The organism is Kitasatospora sp. NPDC058184, from assembly GCF_042883725.1.
Lineage (GTDB): Bacteria > Actinomycetota > Actinomycetes > Streptomycetales > Streptomycetaceae > Kitasatospora.
The window spans coordinates 671,932-690,267 of record NZ_JBHVVE010000001.1 but is presented as its reverse complement, the minus strand read 5'-3'; the positions used below and the strand labels follow the sequence as shown (position 1 = coordinate 690,267).

Genomic DNA, 18,336 nt, shown 5'->3' with positions numbered 1-18,336 from the left:
GGGGGACCAGGCGACAAGGCGCCCGGGGCCCGGGGGATCAGGGCCCGGGGGATCCGGGGCTCAGACGCCGGTGCTCGACCCCGGGCGGATGACCATGAGCACCACGACCACGGCCCACAGCAGGTTGAACACCCCGGCGGTCATCGGCAGCAGCTTCAGGCCGCCGACGGCCTTGGCGTGCCGCTCGTCCGACGGGTCGAGTTCGAGCGCGTCCACGGCGGCCTGCTGGCCCGGCAGCACGAAGAGCAGGAGGGAGAGCGCGGCGATCGCGGTCAGCACCATCGAGACGATCACCCAGGACTGCCCGAGCACGTCCATCACCTGGGCCAGGCCGATGCCCAGCACCGGCACCGCGACCCCGAGCAGCGCGTAGACCTGGGTGATCCGGTGCAGCACCCGCAGCACGCCGGCGTCGGAGGCCCGGTCCGGTCCGCCCGCCAGCGCGGCCTTCGCCCGGCGCGGGAACATGCTGACGGCCACCGCGACCGGGCCTATGAACAGGACCGACACGAGGACGTGCAGGCTCAGCAGGAACTTGGCCATGGCGGGGCACCCTCTTGAATTCCGGTGGGCAGCTGGTCGGCTGGGGGCGGGGCGCACGCGATCGGCGGGCCCACGACCAGGCACGCTAACACCGCTTATTCACCGGCCCACCGTGCGGGTGGGCGCCGGAGCCCGCCGCCGGCCCGCCGATGCCCGGCGCCCCGCCCCCTTCGCTCAGTCGGCCGCCGTGAGCTCCACGATCCGGGGCGGGGCGGTGCTGACGGCCGCGACGGCGGCGGCGTGCTCCGGGTCGGTCCAGTCGAGCAGGTGCAGGTCCTCGTACCGGCTGCGCAGCGGGGCGCCCGGCGGGACGGCCAGCGGCAGGGCGGAGAGGTCGACCCGGCCGAGGGTGTCCAGGGTGGCCCGCCCGATCTTGATCAGCGACTCCTTGCGCACCCAGAGCCGCAGGAACGCCCGCTCCGGCTCCGGGTCGGCCTCGACCAGGGCAAGCTCGGCCGGGGCGAGCACCCGGCGGGCGACCGAGCGCAGCGAGCCGCCCCGGGTGGACAGCTCGACGTCGACCCCGACCGGCTGGAACCCGGCGCCGGCCGCGACCACGCCCCGGGTGTGCGACAGGCTCACGTGCACCCCGGGGTGGTCCGGCAGGTAGGGCTTGCCGTGGTCGGCGAGCCCGCAGTCCGGGCACTGCTGGGCGAGGACGAGGCCGGCCGCCGGCACGTCGAGCAGCCGGGCGGCGCAGAGCCGGACCAGGACGTGGCCGGCGGTGAAGTCGGTCCGCCCGGACTCGTGCCGGAAGCGCGCGGCGCGCTCCCGCTCCATGGCGGTCAGCAGGTGCTCGCCCGCCTCGGGGTGCCGCAGTACGGCGTCGGCGGACGCGACGGCGACGAGCGGCGCGCTCTGTTCCTGGGCCTCGGTGGTCATGCCTCCAACTTAGGGCCTGTCTTCGAACTCGCGTCTGCGGGGCGACGCCAGGGCACGCACCTCGCCGCGTTGTCGTCGGTCGCCGATGGCCCCCAGCCTTCGGCCGGGAGGTGCCCCCACCGCAGTGGCTCCCTCCTCCGCCTTGCGATGCACGCACCCCAACGCCGCCCCGCCCGCCCTCCGGGCGGACGACGCGAGTTCGAAGACACGCCCTACGGCCTTGCCGTCCGTCGGCGCCCGCCCGAGGAAGCGCTGCTCCGTACGGATGAATTTCGGATCCGATCTGAGGGTCTGTAAAGTGCGGATGGTCCTTTTTGGGGTTGGATGTCCCGGATCTGTGAGATCGCCAGCAGATGGCACGGAACATGGCAGGTCGTCCCGGCCTGTCCTTTTCTCATGCACGGAGGAATTGTCGATGGGTCAGGCCACCGGTTCGCCGGATCACAGAACGACCGCCGTGAGAACACCGGCCACACGACGGCGCCGGGCCGTCCGGGTGGCGGTGGCGACCGCCCTCACCGCGCTGCCGCTGGCCGCGGTGCTGACGGTCGGTTCCGCCGCCCCGCTGGCCCCGCCGCTGGGCGCCTGCTCGGGGCCCGACTGCCCCGCCACCTGGCCGCCGCCCAACAACGGCGACTTCCCCGGCCGCGACGCCACCATCAACGTCTTCACCGGCGGCGACTACACGGTGACCGGCCGCGCCGCGGAGGCCGAGGGCAAGATCGTCACGCTGGGGAACCTGACCGTCGACAAGAACGGCGGCGGCATCTACAACATGGGCGTCGTCGGCGTCGGCTCGCGCGTGGTGCCGCCGAACGGCAGCGACTTCGTGACCACCGGCGGCAACGTCGACGTGCTGACCGGCAACGCGATCCTGATCGGCGGCAGCGACTCGCACGGCCCGGCCTTCGGCAACCTGCGCCACGCGGGCTCCGTCACCGGCACCGTGAACATCGACCCCACTGGCGAGTCGATCCAGGACCCGAACGCGGCCGCGCCCTACCAGTCGGTGCTGACCCAGATCGAGGAGGTCTCCGACTGCGTCGGCCGGGCCACCGCGACCGGCACCGTCGACATCTCCCCGAGCCAGGCGACCTTCACCGGCGACGGGACCAGCATGAAGCAGGTCTTCAACGTCACCCAGAACCTCGCCTCGCCGTCCGGCGGGCAGATCGGCCTGGTCTTCAACAACATCCCGGCCGGCGCCACCGTCGTGGTGAACATGCTCGGGGACAGCCCGATCATCAACACCTACACCGGCACCGGCCTGGCCGGGGACCAGACCACCGACATGCGCTCGAAGCTGATGTACAACTTCCCGACCGCGACCTCGGCGCAGATCCTCGGCAGCGCCCAGTTCCAGGGCTCGGTCATGGCCGGCAACCCGGGCGGCACCACGACCATCGCCCAGCCGGGCATGAACGGCCGGGTGTACCTGGCGGGCAACCTGGTCCACACCGGTACCGGCGGCTACGAGATCCACAGCTACCCGTTCGACGGCGACCTGCCGGACTGCGCCGTGACGCCCAGCCCGTCGCCGACCTCGCCGACGCCGTCCCCCTCGCCCACGTCCCCCTCACCGACCTCGCCGAGCCCGACGTCTCCGTCGCCGACCTCGCCGTCTCCCACGTCGCCGTCGCCGACTTCCCCGTCCCCGACCTCGCCGTCCCCGACGTCCCCCGCGCCGACCTCTCCGGCGCCGACCTCTCCGGCGCCGACCTCGCCGTCGGCCAGCGCGACGACGTCGAGCGCCGGGCCGGGCCCGACCAGCCACCACCCGACCAAGGCGCCGACCAGCCAGCACCCCGGTGGCGGTGAGCTGCCCTCCACCGGTGCGGGCAACGCCCCGGTGGTCTTCGGCCTGGCGGGCGTCGGCCTGCTCGGCCTCGGCGGTCTGGCCGTACTGGCCGCCCGCCGCCGCGGCCGCCACAGCTGACGGACCGTACGGCTGACGAACTGACGAACTGACCAGCCGGACAGCGGCGCAGGCCGCCCGAGTCGACCCCGACCGGGCGGCCTGCGCCGTTCCCGTCCCCGCCGCCGCGGGCGTTCCCCCGGTCCGCCCGCCTACTGCTCGGCCGGGTAGCGGGCGAGGCCCGAGGCGAGCAGGCCGAAGGCGTGCCGCACCGCCGCCTCGACCCGGGTCCGTACCGCCTCGGCCGGCTCCCCGGCCACCATGGCCCGCCGGATCTCGCCGAGCACCGCCCGGTGGGCCCCCGCGACGGCTCCGGCCACGATCCGGGGGAGCGGGTCCTCCGGTGCGGCGCCCGACTCCTCGGCCAGGGCGGCCGCCAGCGCCGCCTCGGCCCGTTCGCCGAGCTCCAGCAGTCGGGCCCGCAGGGCGGCGCTGTCCTCGACGATCCGCCAGAACGCCGCGATCCCCGGGTTCAGTCCGACCGTCGGCTCGCCGCTCGCGAAGGCCGCCAGCAGGTCGGCCCGGACGGCGTCCACGGCCGAGCTGCCCGGGGGGCGGTGCCGGACCACCTCGGCCAGGTGGGCGACCACCTCCTCCTGGCGGTCGAAGAACAGGTCCTCCTTGGTCGGGAAGTAGTTGAAGACCGTGTTCGGCGAGACCCCGGCGGCCCGGGCCACCTCGACCACCGTGACCCGGTCGAAGCCGCGCTCGGCGAACAGGCCCATGGCGGTGTCGGAGAGCAGCTCCCGGGTCTGCTGCTTCTTGAGTTCGCGAAGTCCCATGGCCGGATCCTATCCGCCAATCATGGTGTCACTGAAAACTTGTGGTGACACCAAAAATATCCGCTACGGTGACGGCATGACCTTCACCTTCGGCATCTATCCCGGCGGGCTGGCGGGCGACGACACCGGCGTGATCACCCCCGCCCGCCCCGACGACCCGGCCCGGATCACCGCCGCCCTGCGTGAACTCCAGGGCGGTGCAGGGGAGTTCCTGGTCCGCGCCTACCGCTCGTACCCGGGCGGCGAGCACACCCCCGAGCGGCCCGAACGGTACGCCGTCGAGGGCCGCCGGCTCGACCTGGTGGTCCAGTACCGGGAGCGGAGCGGGGAGTTGGCGGGCTGGCTGGACTTCGTCCGGCGGACGGTCCGGACCGAGGGGCACGGCCTCGCCCTGCTCCAGATCTGCGAGGAGCCCAACCTGGACCTCCCGCCCGTGGACGGCAGCATCCCGAACGTCCGCCGGGCGCTGGTCGAGGGCGTGGTCGCGGCCAAGGAGGAGGCGCTGGCCCACGGATTCGACCGGCTGGCCGTCGGCTTCAACGCGGTGCCCTCCTTCGACCCCGCGGACACCTTCTGGACCGAGCTCGGGGAGCTCGCCGACGAGCGCTTCCACCGCGCCCTGGACTACGTCGGCCTGGACTTCTTCCCGGACGTCTTTCGCCCCGTCCCGCCGTCCCAACTCGCCGACGCAGTACGGGCGGTGCTCACCGGCTTCCGCCGGGACGCGCTGCCCCGGGCCGGGATCGGGCCGGACGTCCCGCTGCGGATCTGCGAGAACGGCTGGCCCACCGGCCCCGGGCGGAGCGAGGCGCGGCAGGCCGAGGTGGTGGCGGAGGTGGTCCGGACGGTCGCCGGGCTCGCCGCCGAACTCCACGTCACCGGTTACGCGTTCTTCGCGCTGCGCGACGCGGACAGCGCGGGTGCCGGGCTGTTCCCGCGCTTCGGCCTGCTGCGCGACGACTACACGCCCAAGCCGGCCTTCGCGGTCTACCGCGGGCTGGTCCAGGAGCTGACGAACTGACGCTCCGGCAAGGCTAGTTCGCCTCGAAGAAGCGCTCCACCGTCCGACGTCGCGCGGCGACGGCGTGCACCGGTTCGCCGATCACCCGGCCGGCCAGGGCGACGGCCAGCTCGCCGACGTCCTGCCGCAGCACGCGGGCCGCCTCGGCCCGGTCGGCGGCGATCCGGGCGCGGCCGGTGGTGAGCAGTTCGTCCCGGGCGCGGATGCCCTCCGCGCGGGCCGCGACCATCGCCGCCGCGCCGCGCTCGGCGTACTCCTCCCGGATCCGGGCCGCCTCGTGCCGTGCCTCGGCCAGCTCCAGCAGTCGGGCCTCCCGGGTGGCCTCGGCCTCGGCGAGCAGGGCCTCGGCGCGTTCGGCGCGGCCCTCGGTGGCCTCCCAGCGTTCGGACTGCACCCGTTCGATCCGCGGGAGCAGACGGCGGCCGAGCGCCCACATCAGCAGGAAGAGCAGTGCCAGGCCCAGCAGCAGCGGGGCCGGTTCGGGCTTGAGCGGGCCGAGTTCGAGGTTCACGCACGCCTCCCCAGGGTGTGACGTTCCGTCAGTCTTGAGCATCCCCAAGGACGACGGAGGTCGAACTCGGCCCGGGCATGAGCTGCGTCACGGCGGCCCCCGGGCCGTGCCGCCGCTCCGGGGGCCGGTCCTCCCGGCCGGCTACGTCACCTCGCCCCGGCGGGAGAAGCGCTCCGCCCGCCACTCGCCGCTCTCCAGCACCTCGGCCAACTGCCGGGCCGCATCCCAGACCTCGGTGTACGACAGGTAGAGCGGCGTGAAGCCGAAGCGCATCAGGTCCGGCGCGCGGAAGTCGCCGATCACCCCGCGCTCGATCAGCGCCTGCACCACCGGGTAGCCGTCGGCGTGCCGCAGCGCGACCTGGCTGCCGCGCCGGGCATGCTCGCGCGGGGTCGCCACCTCGACGCCGTCCAGGCCCTCGGTCAGCGAGACGAACAGGTCGGTCAGTGCCAGGCTCTTCGCCCGTACCTCCGCCAGGTCGACCCGCTCCCAGATGTCCAGCGAGGCGCCGAGGGCGGCCTGGCCGAGCAGTGAGGGCGAGCTGGTCAGGAACCGGCCGATGCCCGGCTTCGGCTCGTACCCGGGCTCGAAGGCGAACGGCCGGGCGTGGCCGAACCAGCCGCTGAGCGGCTGGAGCGGGCCGGCCGCCAGGTGCCGTTCGGCGACGTACAGGAAGGCCGGCGAGCCGGGGCCGCCGTTCAGGTACTTGTAGGTGCAGCCGATCGCGAAGTCCGCGCCGGCGGCGTCGAGTCCGACCGGCAGCGCGCCCACGGAGTGGCACACGTCCCAGATCATCAGGGCGCCCGCGGCGTGCACCCGGGCGGTGATCCCGGGCATGTCCAGCAGCTCGCCGGTGCGGTAGTCCACGTGCGAGAGGACGACCGCGGCGACGTCCCCGTCCAGGTGCCGGTCCAGCTCCTCGGGGCGGATCAGCGCGCTGCGCGCGCCCTCGACCAGGCCGGTCACGCCCTCGGCGATGTACAGGTCGGTCGGGAAGGCCTCGGCGTCGCCGAGCACCGTGCGCCGGCCCGGGCGCAGCCGCAGCGCGGCCGACAGCACCTTGAACAGGTTGACCGAGGTGGTGTCGCAGACGACCACCTCCGCCGGAGCGGCGCCGACCAGCGGCGCGATCCGCCGCCCCAGCCGGTACGGCTGCTCGAACCAGCCGGCGTCGTTCCAGCTGCGGATCAGCTCCCGGCCCCACTCCTCCTCGACCACCCGGCGCACCCGCTCGGGCGTGCGCACCGGCAGCGCGCCCAACGAGTTGCCGTCCAGGTAGACCACCCCGTCCGGCAGGGCGAACTCCTTGCGGAACGCCGCCAGCGGGTCGGCGGCGTCCAGCGCCGCGCAGTCCTCGCGCGTGGTCATTGCCCGTCCCTCCCTCGTCATCCTCTGCCCGTCCCGTTCCGTACCCGTTGTGCCCGTCACAGCCCGTCCCGGATCGTCCACAGCTCCGGGAAGACGTCCTGCTCGGCCGACTTGCGCAGCCAGGTCAGCCCGCTGGAGCCGCCCGAGCCGGGCTTGCCGCCCATGGTCCGCTTGACCGCCGAGAGGTGGCGCTGGCGCCACCGGGTGACCCGCTCGGCCACGTCCAGCAGGGCCTCGCCGAGCGGCCGGAGCGCGGCGAGCTCCGGCTCCGTGTACACCCGCCGCCAGGCCGCCTCGACCTCCGCGGACGGCTGGTAGCGCTGCTCGGAGGGGGCCGGGTGCGGGGCCAGGCCGCGGCGCGCCAGCAGCGCCAGCGCCTCGTCGTACAGGCCGGGGGAGCGCAGTGCCTCGGTCAGCTCGGCCCGGGTGTCGGGCATCCCGTCGTACATCGCCAGCAGCGCGGCGTTCTTGTTGCCGAGCAGGAACTCCAGCCGCAGGAAGGCGGCGGACTGGAAGCCGGAGGCCTCGCCGAACAGCGAGCGGAAGGAGTTGAACTCGTGCGGGGTCATGGTGGCCAGCAGGTCCCAGGACTCCACCAGCACGTCCTGGACGTGGGTGCCCCGGCGCAGCGCGGCCAGGGCGGCGGCCAGGTCGTCCTCGCGCAGCGCCTGCCGGGCGAGCGTCCACTCGTGCCGCAGCAGGTCGAACAGCAGCTCCATCACCTGGGTGGTGACGATGAACGACAGCTCGGCCGGCTCCTTGCTGCGCGGGTGCTGCAGGCCGTGCAGCTCCTCCAGGCGTACGTACTCGGCGTACGGGGTGCCCCGGCCGGGCGCTCCGCCCCGGCCGAACGACAGGTTGGGCGTCTCCACCGTGTCGTGCCCCATCCCGATCCCTCCAGATCCTCCGGGCCGCGTCACCCGGTCCGGTGGACCGGCCGGACTGCCGGGTTCCACCGGGTGCCCATTGTGCGGCGGCGGTGCCCCCCGCTTGAATGGTCGACGGGCATCACAACCGCCTTCGGAGCTGTCGTTCGCGAGGCGTTCCGCCGATTCGCTTTACGAATGGAAATCCCTTGATCCCGACCACCCGGGAGGCCGCCTTGGACGCCGTCGACCGCCGTCTGCTCGCCGAGCTCCAGGCCGACGCCCGGCTCTCGTACAACGAACTCTCCCGCCGGGTGAGCCTGTCCGCACCCGCGGTGGCCGAACGGGTCCGCCGGCTGGAGTCCGAGGGTGTGATCAGCGGCTACCACGCCCACGTGGACCTCACCCGGGCCGGGCTGCCGATCACCGCGCTGGTCCAGATCCAGTGCTACGGCCCGCGCTGCGTGCTGCGCGACCCGGAGGTGCCGACCTGGCCGGAGGTGGTCCAGCTGCACCGGGTCACCGGCGGGGCGTGCTGCGTGCTGCTGGTCGCGGTGTCGACGATGGCCGAGTTCGAGGCGGTGTGCGACCGGCTCGGCGGCTACGGCCAGCCGTCCAGCTCGATGATCCTCTCCAGCCCGGTGCCCTGGCGGCCGGTGGTGCCGCACTGAGCGCCGCCGGGTCGCGGTCGGGCCGCGGTCGGGTCGCGGCACCGAGGCCGGCCGGCCCTGACGCGGACGTCAAGGGGTAGGTTGCCCGGCATGCCGAACGAGCGCCACATCCTGCTGCTGCCCGGGAGCCTGCGGGCCGGTTCCACCAACGAGACGGTGCTGCGCACCGCGGCCGCGGTGGCGGCCGCCACCCCGGGCCTGCGGGCCGCCTACTACGAGGGCCTGGCCGGGCTGCCGCACTTCAACCCGGACCACGACACCGACCCGCTGCCGGAGCCGGTGGCCGGGCTGCGGGCCGCGATCGGGGCGGCCGACGCGCTGCTGGTCTGCACCCCCGAGTACGCCGGGACGCTGCCGGGCGCGTTCAAGAACCTGCTGGACTGGACGGTCGGCGGGGTCGAGATCTCGGACAAGCCCACCGGCTGGATCAACGCCGCCGGCCCGGGCCGCGGCCTGGGGGCCGAGGCCACCCTGCGCACCGTCCTCGGCTACACCGGTGCGGCGGTGCTGGACGAGGCCTGCGTCCGGCTGCCGCTGGAGCGCGGCGCGGTGGGCCCGGACGGGCTGGTCGCCGACCCGCTGGTGCGCGAGCGGATCGGCGGGGTGCTGGCCCGGCTCGCGGCGGGCTGAGCCGGGGCTGAGCGGGGGGCTGGGGGCGGGCCGGGGTCAGTGCCCCGTCGGCAGGTGCACCCCGAGCCCGGCCAGGCCCTCCAGGAACAGCTCGACGCCGACCGCCGCCAGCAGCAGCCCGAGCAGCCGGGACAGCACCTCCAGCGAGGTGCGGTGGGTGCGCCGCATCAGCGGGGCGAGCACCGCCACGCAGAGGTAGTTGATCACCGCGACGGCCACGTACGCCCCGGAGACGGCGGCCTTCCAGCCCCAGTTGTCCTGGTTGAGCGAGGCGACCAGGACGGCCGTGATGGCGAGCGGGCTGGCGATGTACGGCAGCAGCAGTTCGCGGATGCCGTCCACCAGCGGGTTCGCGAGGTGCTCGTCCTCCTCGCCGTCCGAGCCGAGGTGGACGCCGAAGACCAGCGCGACGGCGTAGACGAAGAAGATCGCCCCGCCCGCGAGCTGCAGCGACTGGTCGCTGATGTGGAACAGGGTGGTCAGCTCGTCGGCCCCGAAGCCGAGCACCAGGCCGATCACCGCCGAGATGGCCGTGCTCAGCGCCGCCAGCCGCCGCAGCTCCAGGTTGCTCCTGGTCCCGGCCAGCCGGGTGAAGGCCAGCAGGGTCTTCGGCGGACCGACCACGGCGAAGAAGGTGATGAAGGCGCTGCCCAGGTTGAAGACGAACATGGGCCCAGCATGACCGCGCGGCCCCGGGCGGTCAGGGCGCCACGCCCCGCGGCCGGGCGTGGCGTGAATCTCCCCGGCGGCCGTTCCATTCCTGGTCAGGGGCGAATTCGCCCGGATGGCGGTCCTGGCTCGAAGGGACGGGCGCTCTCGGTTGCTATGGAGGCAGGACTGCCAGCGAGCGGGACCAGCCCGCCGCGGAAGCGAGGATGCGACATGTGCCTGAACCGTAAGGACCTGGGCCTGCTGGCCCTGCGCGGCGCGGTCGGCGGGGTGCTGATCGCGCACGGCACCCAGAAGCTGTTCGGCTGGTTCGGGGGCGGCGGCCTGGAGGGCACCACCCAGGCCATGGAGCACATGGGCTTCCACCCGGCCCGGGAGAGCGCGCTCGCGGCCGGCCTCGGCGAGGCGGGCGGCGGGGCGCTGCTGGTGGCCGGGCTGGCCACCCCGGCGGCCGGCGCGGTGGTGGCCGGGACGATGGCGGGCGCGGTGTCGGTGCACGCCCCGGCCGGCTTCTTCGCGATGTCCGGCGGCTACGAGTACCCGGCCTTCCTCGGCGCGACCGGGCTGGCGATCGGCCTGGCCGGTGCCGGCCGGTACTCGCTGGACCACCTGACCGGCCACGTCTTCGACCGGCCGTGGGTCGGGCTGGTGGCCTTCGTGGCGAGTGCCGCCGGGGCGTACGGCGCGGTCGCCCGGCGCCGGCACCAGGTGCGGCTGCGCGAGGAGCGGGCCGCGGTGGAGGCGGACGAGCAGGAGGGCTCGGGGCTCTCGTAGGGCCCCTCGCGGAGGCGGGTCCCGCAGGCCGGTTCACCCGGAGGCAGCAGCCCTGCTGGCGGAGGCCCGCCCGCCCTCGGAGGGTGGGCCGGGAGGTGTGCCGGGCAGCCCGGCGCCGACCGGAAACGAGGGACCGCATGGACCGCCAGCCGCTCACCCGCGCGAGGGCCTGTACCCCGCCGAGGGCCACCGCCCAGGACCTGGACGCACCGCCGCTGCGCCGCCAACGGCGGGTGGTGGCAGGGGTGTTGGTCGCCGCGGTGGTCGGAGCGGCGGTGCTCGCGGGCTGCTCCTCCGGCCAGAGTGCGAGCAGTGTGGCCTCCGGGGCGGCGGCCGCGGTGGAGCGGGGTGCGAGCGCCGCCGCCTCCGCCGCCTCGGCGCTGGCCTCGGTGGCCGGCGGGGCGGGTGCGGCGATCGCCTCGGCGGAGGCGCAGGCCTCGGCGGCGGTGTCGGCGGCCTCCTCGGCCGTCGCCGGGATCAAGGGCGGGCTGGACGCCAAGGGGGACGTCGCGGTCGGGGCGGTGAGCACCGGTTCGGACGGCAAGCCGCAGGTGTCGCTGACCGTCACCAACCACGGGCAGCAGTCGTACCGGTACGTGATCCAGCTGGACTTCACCGACGAGTCCGGCAAGGTGCTGGACGCGACCGCGGTGACCGTCCAGGACGTGGCCGCCGGGCAGAGCGCCCAGGCCACCGGGCACGCCAACCGGGACCTGTCCGGCACGGTCAAGGCCGAGGTGGCCAACGCCGTCCGCTATTGAGTCTGGACCCGGCCGCCCAGCTCAGCGCGGGTGCGGAACCTTAAGCGGGGCTCAAGGCCCAACAGCACCCCTTGACGGGCGAGTTGGTCTAGTCCATTTTTATTGCCCAGGTGCAGGGAGCCCCTGAACCGGCGTCGGCGGCCTCGTGCTGCCGGCGCCGGTTCGGCACATCCCGGTAGTCCGTCATGGTCTGATCCGCTCGATTCCCCACCCATGCCTGTCATGTCCCGGTCGTCCGGCCCCACCCCGGACGCGCGCCCCCGGGACGGCGGGTACCCCCACAACCAGGAGTCACGCACCCATGCTGCGCTCACGCATTGAAAGGGCCGGGACCCCGGCTCCGCAGGGCGGCCGCCGACGCCGTCCCAAGAGCCTGGCCGCCATCGCGGCCGGCACCACCGCCTCCCTGCTGCTCGGCGCCGGTCTCGCGCTGACCGGCGGTGCCGCGGCCAACGCCGCCACCACCAACTCCACCGGCGCGCCCGCCACCAGCGGCGGCATCAAGGTCGCCTACTACGACCAGTGGTCGGTCTACGCGAACGCGTACTACCCCAAGACGATCCAGGACACCGGCGTCGCCGGGAAGCTGGACTACCTGATCTACGACTTCGCCAACATCCACCCGACCGACCTGGGGTGTTTCGAGGCCACCAAGGCCGCGGACACGAACGACAACAACCCCAACGCGGGTGACGGCGCCGCCGACGCGTTCGCCGACTACCAGAAGAGCTTCGGCGCGGACATCTCGGTCGACGGCGTCGGCGACGTCTGGAACCAGCCGATCGCGGGCAACTTCAACCAGCTGAAGAAGCTGAAGGCGAAGAACCCGAACCTCAAGGTCCTGCTCTCGCTGGGCGGTTGGACCTACTCCAAGTACTTCTCGCCGGCCTCCGCCACGGACGCCTCGCGCAAGCACCTGGTGTCGTCCTGCATCGACATGTTCATCAAGGGCAACCTGCCCGCCGACGCCGGCTTCGGCGGCCCGGGCTCGGCGGCCGGCGTCTTCGACGGCATCGACATCGACTGGGAGTACCCGGGTGGCGGCGGCCACACCGGCAACATCTCCAGCCCGGCGGACAAGCAGAACTTCACCGCGCTGCTGAAGGAGTTCCGCACCCAGCTGGACGCGCAGGGCGCGGCCGACAAGAAGACCTACGCCCTGGCGGCGGCGGTCGGCGCCGGCCAGGACAAGATCATGAACGTCGAGACCGACAAGATCGCTCAGTACCTGACCTTCCTCGACGTCATGACCTACGACATGCACGGCGGCTGGGACGCCCAGGGGCCGACCAACCACCAGGCCGCGCTCTACTCGACCCCGGACGACCCGTCGACCCCGGCCAAGCCGGGCAACGGCAAGTACTCCATCGACAACGCCATCAAGGCGTGGACGGTCGGCGACAAGGAGTACGGCATCCCCGGCGGCTTCCCCGCCAACAAGATCAACATGGGTGTGCCGTTCTACTACCGCGGCTGGACCGGCGTGAAGGACAACGGCAAGCACGGCCTGTACCAGCCCGCCACCCAGCCGGCGGCCGGCGCGGCGATGTCCGGCAACGTCCCCGGCATCCAGATGTTCAAGGAGCTCGCGGGCTTCGTCGACAACCCGTCCAAGACCTTCTGGGACGACGCAGCCCAGGCCACGTACTTCTACGACGGCAACACCTTCTGGAGCGGTGAGGACGCCAAGTCGATCCAGGCCAAGCTCGACTACGCGCACTGCAACGGCCTCGGCGGCGCCTTCGCCTTCTCGCTGTACGACCTGGGCACCAAGACCGCCCTGTTCGACAAGATGGTGAGCGCCACCAACGGCTCCGCGTCCGCCTGCCCGGCCCCGCCGACCGGCACGCCGACCCCGACCTCCACCGGCACGCCGACCGGCACCCCGACCGGGACCCCCACGGGCACGCCGACCGGGACCCCGACCGGCACCCCGACCACGCCGGCCTCCTGCCCGGCCGCCCCGAGCTGGGACGCCAACACCACCTACGCGGCCGGCGGCACCAAGGTCTCGTGGAAGGGCCACTACTACACCAACAAGTGGTGGACCAAGGGCGACGACCCGAGCCAGAGCGGCCAGTGGGGCGTCTGGACCGACAACGGCCCCTGCTGAGACCCGCACCACCGATTGACCGAGGGGCCTGACGGACCCTCGCGGCACCTGAAGTGACGAGTCCGGCCCGCCGGGAGGATCATCCTCCCGGCGGGCCGGACTCGTCCGCGTTCCCGGCCCCGGGCTCCTTTGTGTTCCCAGTGCCGGGCTACGCCTGGCCGGCGGTGCGGCCGGGGGTGTCCGGCCGGCTCTCCTCGATCCGCCGCAGCATCCGGCCCAGCATTGCGGAGAGCGCGGCGCGGTCCTCGCCCGCGACGTCCTGGAGCAGCTCCTCCTCGAACACCGCCGCCATCCGCATCGACTCCAGCCACTTGTCCCGACCGGTCTCGGTCAGCTCGATGATCACCCGCACCCGGTTGTTCTCGTCCCGCTCCCGGGTGACCAGGCCGTCGGCCACCATCCGGTCGATCCGGTGCGTCATCGCCGCCGGGGTGAGCCCGAGCCGCTTGGCCAGCTCGCCCGGCCCCAGCTGGTACGGGCTGCCGGCGACCACCAGGGCCTTGAGCACCTCCCACTCGGCGGAGGTGATTCCGAGCACAGTCAGCTGGCGGTCGTACGCCACGCCCATCCGCCGGGAGACCCGGTTGAGGGTCTGCACGATGGTCTCCACCTGGGGGTCGACCGTGGGGAACTCCCGCTGGTAGAGGGCCACTTGCTCGGCGATGCCGAACTCCAGGGGGGTGGCCGGGGCGGGCTTGTCAGCGGCCGGCCGCGGCTTGTCCGTAGTCATGCGGACCAGTGTCGCACGAGCGTGCACCCCTTAAGCCTTTGACTCCGCACTCTTCTGGTGCTAAGACTTTATCTCGTCAAACTTTAGCTCTGAAATCTTCTGGACTTAAGAGTATCCAGTTGAAACCAGGAAGGGATGTGCACGGTGACCGGCACGGTGAAGCAGCAGAGGCAGCGGCGTGGAGCGGGCGGCCCGCTGCGCCGCGTCCAGATCGGCAACGCACTCAGTGCGTTCGGCAGCGGGTTCACGATGCCGTACATGTTCGTGTACGTGGACCAGGTGCGCGGGCTGGGATCGATGGTCGCCTGGATGGTGTTCACCCTCTTCGCGCTGGCGGCCCTCGCCGTCCTCCCGTTCATCGGCCGCGGCATCGACAAGTACGGCCCCCGCCCGGTGCTGCTGGCCGGTACGGCGCTCGCCGCCACCGGCGCGTTCGCCTTCGGCCACGCCACCGGCACCCCGGCCCTGCTGGTCTCCGCCTTCCTGTTCGGCGCGGGTGTCACCACCTGCCAGCCGGCGCTCGCCACGATGATCGTCCGCTGCTCCACGGCCGCCACCCGCTCGCGTGCCTTCGCGCTCCAGTTCACCCTGGTCAACCTGGGCATGGGCATCGGTGCGCTGGTCGGCGGGCAGATCGTGAACGTGTCCGACCCGGCCAGCCTCACCCGGCTGTTCACCATCGAGGCGGCGACGTTCCTCGGCCTCGCCCTGGTCACCGGCACCGCCCGGATATCCAAGGTCCAGCTGACCGCCGTCCACGAGAAGGCCGACGGCCCGACCGGCCTGCGCGCGCTGGTCGCCGACAAGGCGATGCTGCGGCTCTGCCTGCTCGCCGGGCTGATCTTCTTCACCTGCTACGGCCAGTTCGAGTCCGGTGTCGCGGCCTTCGCGACCTCCACCGTCGGCACCGCGCCCTCCACCCTGGGCTTCGCGATCGGCGCCAACGCGCTGACCATCGTGGTGCTGCAGATGTTCATGGTGCGGATCACCGCGCGCCGCCGCCGCACCACCGCGATGGCCGCGGCCGGCGTGGTCTGGCTCGGTGCCTGGGCGATGGCCCTGGTGGCCGGCCTGATCCGGACGGAGACCATGGCCGCCACGGTCGCCATCGTCTCGATCTACGCCCTCTTCGGCGTCGGCGAGTCGCTGCTCGCGCCCACCATGGGCCCGATCGTCGCGGACCTCGCCCCGGCCCGGCTGCTCGGCACCTACAACGCCGGGTACTCCCTGGTGAAGCAGATCGCGATCGCGGTCGGCCCCGCCGTCGGCGTGCTGCTGGTCGGCTCCGGCGCCTGGCCGCTCTACCTGGCGGCCATGGCGGGCTCCACGGTGCTGATCGTCGTCCTGGCGCTGCGGCTGCGCCCGTACCTCACGCCGGAGCAGGACAACGCGGCCCCGGCCGTGGTCCACGCCGTCCCGGTCCGGGAACTGCAGACCGCCGCGTAGCGGAACGGCCCGCAAGGGTGTTCGTCACGGGCGCCGACCAGGTCACCTGGTCGGCGCCCGTCGCGCTTGGCTTCGCGGGCACCGCCACATAGTGTCAGTGGCTGTTGACCGCCCGGCCCCGGCGGGCGCGGCGCGACCCGGGCGGAGCCAGGCCCCGGGCAGAGCAGACAGGCGAAATCGGCGAGGCTATGACGCAAGCGGCGCTCACGCACCCACCGGCGGCCCCGACCTCCGCCGCCCCGGCCCCGGCCCCGCGCGGGGGCCTGGTCCGCTGGGCGGCCGACCGCTCCGGCTGGCTCGGACCGATCGCCGTCGCGCTCTTCGCCGGCCTGCTGCGGTTCTGGAACCTCGGCCACCCCAACGCCTTCGTCTTCGACGAGACGTACTACCCCAAGGACGCCTGGTCGCTGCTCCAGCAGGGCTACGAGGGCACCTGGCCGGACCACGCCAACGCCGACATCCTCTCCGTCCCGCAGTCGATCCCGCTGGGCTCCGCGCCCGAGTTCGTCGCGCACCCGCCGCTCGGCAAGTGGGTGATGGCGACCGGCGAGCAGCTGTTCGGGCTCAACCCCTTCGGCTGGCGGTTCATGACCGCCCTGCTCGGCACCGTCGCCGTGCTGATGCTCGCCCGGATCGGCCGCCGCCTCTTCGGCTCCACCCTGGTCGGCTGCACCGCCGCGCTGCTGATGGCCGTGGACGGCCTCCAACTGGTGATGAGCCGGGTCGGCCTGCTCGACGGCATCCAGATGTTCTTCGTGCTCGCCTCCTTCGGCAGCCTGCTGGTCGACCGCGACCACGTCCGCGCCAGGCTCGCCGGGGTGGCCGACGCCGACGCCGTCCGGCTCGGCTGGCGCCCCTGGCGGATCGCCGCCGGGGTGTTCGTCGGCGCCGCCTGCGCGGTCAAGTGGAACGGCGCCCCGATCCTCGCCGCCTTCGGCATCCTGACCGTCCTGTGGGACCAGTCCGGCCGCCGCGGGGCCGGCGCCCGCCGCCCCTGGCGCTCCATGCTGCGCCTGGACGCCGTCCCCGTCTTCCTCGCCATGGTCGGCTCCGCCGTGGTGGTGTACGTCGGCGCCTGGAGCGGCTGGCTGGCCACCGGAGGCAGCGGCGCCAACGGCGGGGGCGGCTACGACCGGCACTGGGCCGACGGGCGCGCCGGGCTCTCCCCGGACAGCGTCCTCGGCATCCCGCTGCCGCAGGTCCCGATGGGCTGGGTGCCCGCGCCGCTGCGCAGCCTGTGGCACTACCACGCGCAGATGTACGACTTCAACACCGGCCTGAGCACCCCGCACACCTACCAGTCCAACCCCTTCGCCTGGCTGGTCGACGGCCGCCCGGTCTCGATGTACTGGGAGCAGATCCCGTACGGGCAGCACGGCTGCACCGCCTCGGGCGGCTGCGCGGCGCAGATCCTCGGCCTCGGCACGCCGTTCCTGTGGTGGGCGGCCTGCTTCGCGCTGGTCTACCTGCTGTGGCGCTGGTTCTTCCGGCGGGACTGGCGCTCGGGCGCGGTGCTGTGCGCGGTCGCCGCCGTCTACCTGCCCTGGTTCCGCTACCAGGAGCGGACGATCTTCTCCTTCTACATGGTCGTGCTGGTGCCGTTCCTCTGCCTGGCCGTCGCCCAGATGCTCGGGGCGATCCTCGGCCCGGCCGGGTGCAGCCCCGAGCGCCGCCGGATCGGGGCGATCGGGGCCGGGGCGGTCGTGCTCGCGATCGTCGGCTGCTTCGCCTTCTTCTACCCGCTGTACACGGCGGAGGTGATCCCGATGTCGTCCTGGCAGGACCGGATGTGGTTCACCAGCTGGATCTGATGCCGGTGCCGGTGCCGCTGGCGGCGTCGGGCGGCCAGCTGCTGCCGGTCACCCCGGTGCTCGGGGTGGTCACCGCCGTGCTGCTGCTGGCCGCCGTCGCGGTGGCCGGGCGGGGCCTGCTCGGCCACGGGCACGCCGTCCTGCGGGCCGGGCTGCGCGCGGTGGTGCAGCTGGCGGCCGTCGCCGCGGTGATCAGCTGGGTGGTCGGTTCGCTCTGGTGGTCGGCGCTGTTCGTGCTGGTGATGTTCTCGGTCGCGGTGCGCACCGCCGGTCGGCGGATGACCCCGGGCCCGGGCTGGGTCTGGGCGGCAGCCCCGATCGGTGCCGGGGTGCTGCCGGTGCTCGCCCTGCTGCTGGGCGTCGGACTGCTGCCGGCCGAGGGCCTGTCCGTCATCCCGGTCGCGGGCATCCTGATCGGCGGCGCGCTCAGCGCGACCTCGCTGGCCGGGCGGCGGGCCCTGGACGAGCTGCGGCTGCGCCGCGGCGAGGTGGAGGCCGCGCTGGCGCTCGGCTTCGAGGAGCGCGACGCCCGGCTGGAGATCTGCCGGACGGCGGCGGCGACCTCGCTCGTCCCGGCGCTGGACCAGACCCGGACGGTCGGCCTGGTCACCCTGCCCGGGGCGTTCGTCGGGATGCTGCTGGGCGGGTCCTCGCCGGTCCAGGCGGGGGCGGTGCAGCTGTTCGTGCTGATCGGGTTGCTGGCGGTGGAATCGGTGGCGATCGTGGTGGTGCTGGAACTGGTCGGGCGCGGGCTGGTCGCGGTCGAGCCGGACGGGGGCGGCCGGTAGGCGGGGCGGTGCCCGTCGGCCCTCGTCGGTCTTCCGAGAGGGGTCGGTTGACGCC

At 73.4% G+C, this 18,336-nt stretch carries 18 protein-coding genes; 10 read left to right on the top strand and 8 right to left on the bottom strand.

The genetic code is table 11. The features are described from left to right. Positions 1 to 60: 60 nt before the first annotated feature. Together ACFVXH_RS03140 and ACFVXH_RS03135 are read right to left on the bottom strand one after the other, a co-directional pair. Positions 61 to 543: a membrane protein gene (locus ACFVXH_RS03140; protein WP_049654835.1), complete on the bottom strand. Its 483-nt coding sequence runs from the start codon at positions 541 to 543 to the stop codon at positions 61 to 63. Positions 544 to 717: 174 nt separating this feature from the next. Then, complete coding sequence (locus ACFVXH_RS03135; RefSeq protein ID WP_387819824.1) at positions 718 to 1,425, bottom strand: 4'-phosphopantetheinyl transferase family protein; 708 nt, start codon at positions 1,423 to 1,425, stop codon at positions 718 to 720. Between the two features lie 457 nt (positions 1,426 to 1,882). Between ACFVXH_RS03135 and ACFVXH_RS03130 the strand changes: the two genes are divergently transcribed. Next, positions 1,883 to 3,361 (top strand): choice-of-anchor A family protein, encoded by a 1,479-nt coding sequence (locus ACFVXH_RS03130; protein WP_387819822.1) that lies wholly within the window; start codon positions 1,883 to 1,885, stop codon positions 3,359 to 3,361. Positions 3,362 to 3,492: 131 nt separating this feature from the next. On the opposite strand, the gene ACFVXH_RS03125 is transcribed toward ACFVXH_RS03130, so the two are convergent. Beyond that, positions 3,493 to 4,122 (bottom strand): TetR/AcrR family transcriptional regulator, encoded by a 630-nt coding sequence (locus ACFVXH_RS03125; protein WP_387819820.1) that lies wholly within the window; start codon positions 4,120 to 4,122, stop codon positions 3,493 to 3,495. A gap of 76 nt (positions 4,123 to 4,198) precedes the next feature. Between ACFVXH_RS03125 and ACFVXH_RS03120 the strand changes: the two genes are divergently transcribed. After that, positions 4,199 to 5,143 carry a hypothetical protein gene (locus ACFVXH_RS03120; RefSeq protein ID WP_387819818.1) on the top strand — a complete coding sequence of 315 codons (945 nt, stop codon included), beginning with the start codon at positions 4,199 to 4,201 and terminating at the stop codon, positions 5,141 to 5,143. Positions 5,144 to 5,156: 13 nt separating this feature from the next. Here the strand turns inward: ACFVXH_RS03120 and ACFVXH_RS03115 are convergent, their stop codons facing one another. The 3 genes from ACFVXH_RS03115 to ACFVXH_RS03105 form a co-directional block, all read right to left on the bottom strand. Next, a complete protein-coding gene (locus tag ACFVXH_RS03115) occupies positions 5,157 to 5,654 on the bottom strand; it encodes a F0F1 ATP synthase subunit B (RefSeq protein ID WP_158077659.1) in 498 nt (165 codons plus the stop codon). 141 nt (positions 5,655 to 5,795) lie between these two features. Further along, positions 5,796 to 7,022 (bottom strand): kynureninase, encoded by a 1,227-nt coding sequence (gene kynU, locus ACFVXH_RS03110; protein ID WP_049654815.1) that lies wholly within the window; start codon positions 7,020 to 7,022, stop codon positions 5,796 to 5,798. 56 nt (positions 7,023 to 7,078) lie between these two features. Beyond that, the gene (locus ACFVXH_RS03105; protein WP_375874089.1) at positions 7,079 to 7,909 is read right to left on the bottom strand and encodes a tryptophan 2,3-dioxygenase; all 831 of its coding nucleotides are present in this window, start codon (positions 7,907 to 7,909) and stop codon (positions 7,079 to 7,081) included. Positions 7,910 to 8,097: 188 nt separating this feature from the next. Here ACFVXH_RS03105 and ACFVXH_RS03100 point away from each other — a divergent pair, with 188 nt between their 5' ends. Together ACFVXH_RS03100 and ACFVXH_RS03095 are read left to right on the top strand one after the other, a co-directional pair. After that, on the top strand, positions 8,098 to 8,559 hold the full coding sequence (locus ACFVXH_RS03100; RefSeq protein WP_234348510.1) for an Lrp/AsnC family transcriptional regulator: 462 nt from the start codon (positions 8,098 to 8,100) through the stop codon (positions 8,557 to 8,559). Positions 8,560 to 8,649: 90 nt separating this feature from the next. Then, positions 8,650 to 9,189 carry an NADPH-dependent FMN reductase gene (locus ACFVXH_RS03095; RefSeq protein WP_074000809.1) on the top strand — a complete coding sequence of 180 codons (540 nt, stop codon included), beginning with the start codon at positions 8,650 to 8,652 and terminating at the stop codon, positions 9,187 to 9,189. Positions 9,190 to 9,225: 36 nt separating this feature from the next. Here the strand turns inward: ACFVXH_RS03095 and ACFVXH_RS03090 are convergent, their stop codons facing one another. Further along, positions 9,226 to 9,858: a MarC family protein gene (locus ACFVXH_RS03090; RefSeq protein WP_387819815.1), complete on the bottom strand. Its 633-nt coding sequence runs from the start codon at positions 9,856 to 9,858 to the stop codon at positions 9,226 to 9,228. 213 nt (positions 9,859 to 10,071) lie between these two features. Between ACFVXH_RS03090 and ACFVXH_RS03085 the strand changes: the two genes are divergently transcribed. The 3 genes from ACFVXH_RS03085 to ACFVXH_RS03075 all read left to right on the top strand — a co-directional run bounded on the left by ACFVXH_RS03085 (position 10,072) and on the right by ACFVXH_RS03075 (position 13,506). Further along, positions 10,072 to 10,632, top strand: a complete 561-nt coding sequence (locus ACFVXH_RS03085) for a DoxX family protein (protein ID WP_049660922.1) — start codon at positions 10,072 to 10,074, stop codon at positions 10,630 to 10,632. A gap of 137 nt (positions 10,633 to 10,769) precedes the next feature. After that, positions 10,770 to 11,393 carry an FxLYD domain-containing protein gene (locus ACFVXH_RS03080; protein ID WP_387819813.1) on the top strand — a complete coding sequence of 208 codons (624 nt, stop codon included), beginning with the start codon at positions 10,770 to 10,772 and terminating at the stop codon, positions 11,391 to 11,393. Between the two features lie 301 nt (positions 11,394 to 11,694). After that, positions 11,695 to 13,506, top strand: a complete 1,812-nt coding sequence (locus ACFVXH_RS03075) for a glycosyl hydrolase family 18 protein (RefSeq protein WP_380743185.1) — start codon at positions 11,695 to 11,697, stop codon at positions 13,504 to 13,506. Between the two features lie 148 nt (positions 13,507 to 13,654). Here ACFVXH_RS03075 and ACFVXH_RS03070 read toward each other — a convergent pair whose 3' ends face one another. Then, on the bottom strand, positions 13,655 to 14,236 hold the full coding sequence (locus ACFVXH_RS03070; protein WP_387819811.1) for a MarR family winged helix-turn-helix transcriptional regulator: 582 nt from the start codon (positions 14,234 to 14,236) through the stop codon (positions 13,655 to 13,657). A gap of 144 nt (positions 14,237 to 14,380) precedes the next feature. On the opposite strand from ACFVXH_RS03070, the gene ACFVXH_RS03065 reads away from it, so the two are divergent. From ACFVXH_RS03065 to ACFVXH_RS03055, 3 genes are all read left to right on the top strand, one after another. Continuing rightward, complete coding sequence (locus ACFVXH_RS03065) at positions 14,381 to 15,682, top strand: MFS transporter (RefSeq protein ID WP_234348552.1); 1,302 nt, start codon at positions 14,381 to 14,383, stop codon at positions 15,680 to 15,682. Positions 15,683 to 15,870: 188 nt separating this feature from the next. Further along, positions 15,871 to 17,493 carry a dolichyl-phosphate-mannose--protein mannosyltransferase gene (locus ACFVXH_RS03060; RefSeq protein WP_387819809.1) on the top strand — a complete coding sequence of 541 codons (1,623 nt, stop codon included), beginning with the start codon at positions 15,871 to 15,873 and terminating at the stop codon, positions 17,491 to 17,493. Further along, positions 17,493 to 18,281, top strand: a complete 789-nt coding sequence (locus ACFVXH_RS03055) for an ABC transporter permease (protein WP_049656025.1) — start codon at positions 17,493 to 17,495, stop codon at positions 18,279 to 18,281. Before ACFVXH_RS03060 ends, ACFVXH_RS03055 begins: the two co-directional genes overlap by 1 nt. The last annotated feature ends 55 nt before the right edge of the window (positions 18,282 to 18,336 follow it).

What these genes read in the sequence shown, in the direction of transcription:
- ACFVXH_RS03140 (WP_049654835.1), bottom strand. Translation starts at nt 543, where the DNA reads ATGGCCAAGTTCCTGCTGAGCCTGCACGTCCTCGTGTCGGTCCTGTTC.
- ACFVXH_RS03135 (WP_387819824.1), bottom strand. Translation starts at nt 1,425, where the DNA reads ATGACCACCGAGGCCCAGGAACAGAGCGCGCCGCTCGTCGCCGTCGCG.
- ACFVXH_RS03125 (WP_387819820.1), bottom strand. Translation starts at nt 4,122, where the DNA reads ATGGGACTTCGCGAACTCAAGAAGCAGCAGACCCGGGAGCTGCTCTCC.
- ACFVXH_RS03120 (WP_387819818.1), top strand. Translation starts at nt 4,199, where the DNA reads ATGACCTTCACCTTCGGCATCTATCCCGGCGGGCTGGCGGGCGACGAC.
- kynU (WP_049654815.1), bottom strand. Translation starts at nt 7,022, where the DNA reads ATGACCACGCGCGAGGACTGCGCGGCGCTGGACGCCGCCGACCCGCTG.
- ACFVXH_RS03105 (WP_375874089.1), bottom strand. Translation starts at nt 7,909, where the DNA reads ATGGGGCACGACACGGTGGAGACGCCCAACCTGTCGTTCGGCCGGGGC.
- ACFVXH_RS03095 (WP_074000809.1), top strand. Translation starts at nt 8,650, where the DNA reads ATGCCGAACGAGCGCCACATCCTGCTGCTGCCCGGGAGCCTGCGGGCC.
- ACFVXH_RS03090 (WP_387819815.1), bottom strand. Translation starts at nt 9,858, where the DNA reads ATGTTCGTCTTCAACCTGGGCAGCGCCTTCATCACCTTCTTCGCCGTG.
- ACFVXH_RS03085 (WP_049660922.1), top strand. Translation starts at nt 10,072, where the DNA reads ATGTGCCTGAACCGTAAGGACCTGGGCCTGCTGGCCCTGCGCGGCGCG.
- ACFVXH_RS03080 (WP_387819813.1), top strand. Translation starts at nt 10,770, where the DNA reads ATGGACCGCCAGCCGCTCACCCGCGCGAGGGCCTGTACCCCGCCGAGG.
- ACFVXH_RS03075 (WP_380743185.1), top strand. Translation starts at nt 11,695, where the DNA reads ATGCTGCGCTCACGCATTGAAAGGGCCGGGACCCCGGCTCCGCAGGGC.
- ACFVXH_RS03070 (WP_387819811.1), bottom strand. Translation starts at nt 14,236, where the DNA reads ATGACTACGGACAAGCCGCGGCCGGCCGCTGACAAGCCCGCCCCGGCC.
- ACFVXH_RS03060 (WP_387819809.1), top strand. Translation starts at nt 15,871, where the DNA reads ATGACGCAAGCGGCGCTCACGCACCCACCGGCGGCCCCGACCTCCGCC.
- ACFVXH_RS03055 (WP_049656025.1), top strand. Translation starts at nt 17,493, where the DNA reads ATGCCGGTGCCGGTGCCGCTGGCGGCGTCGGGCGGCCAGCTGCTGCCG.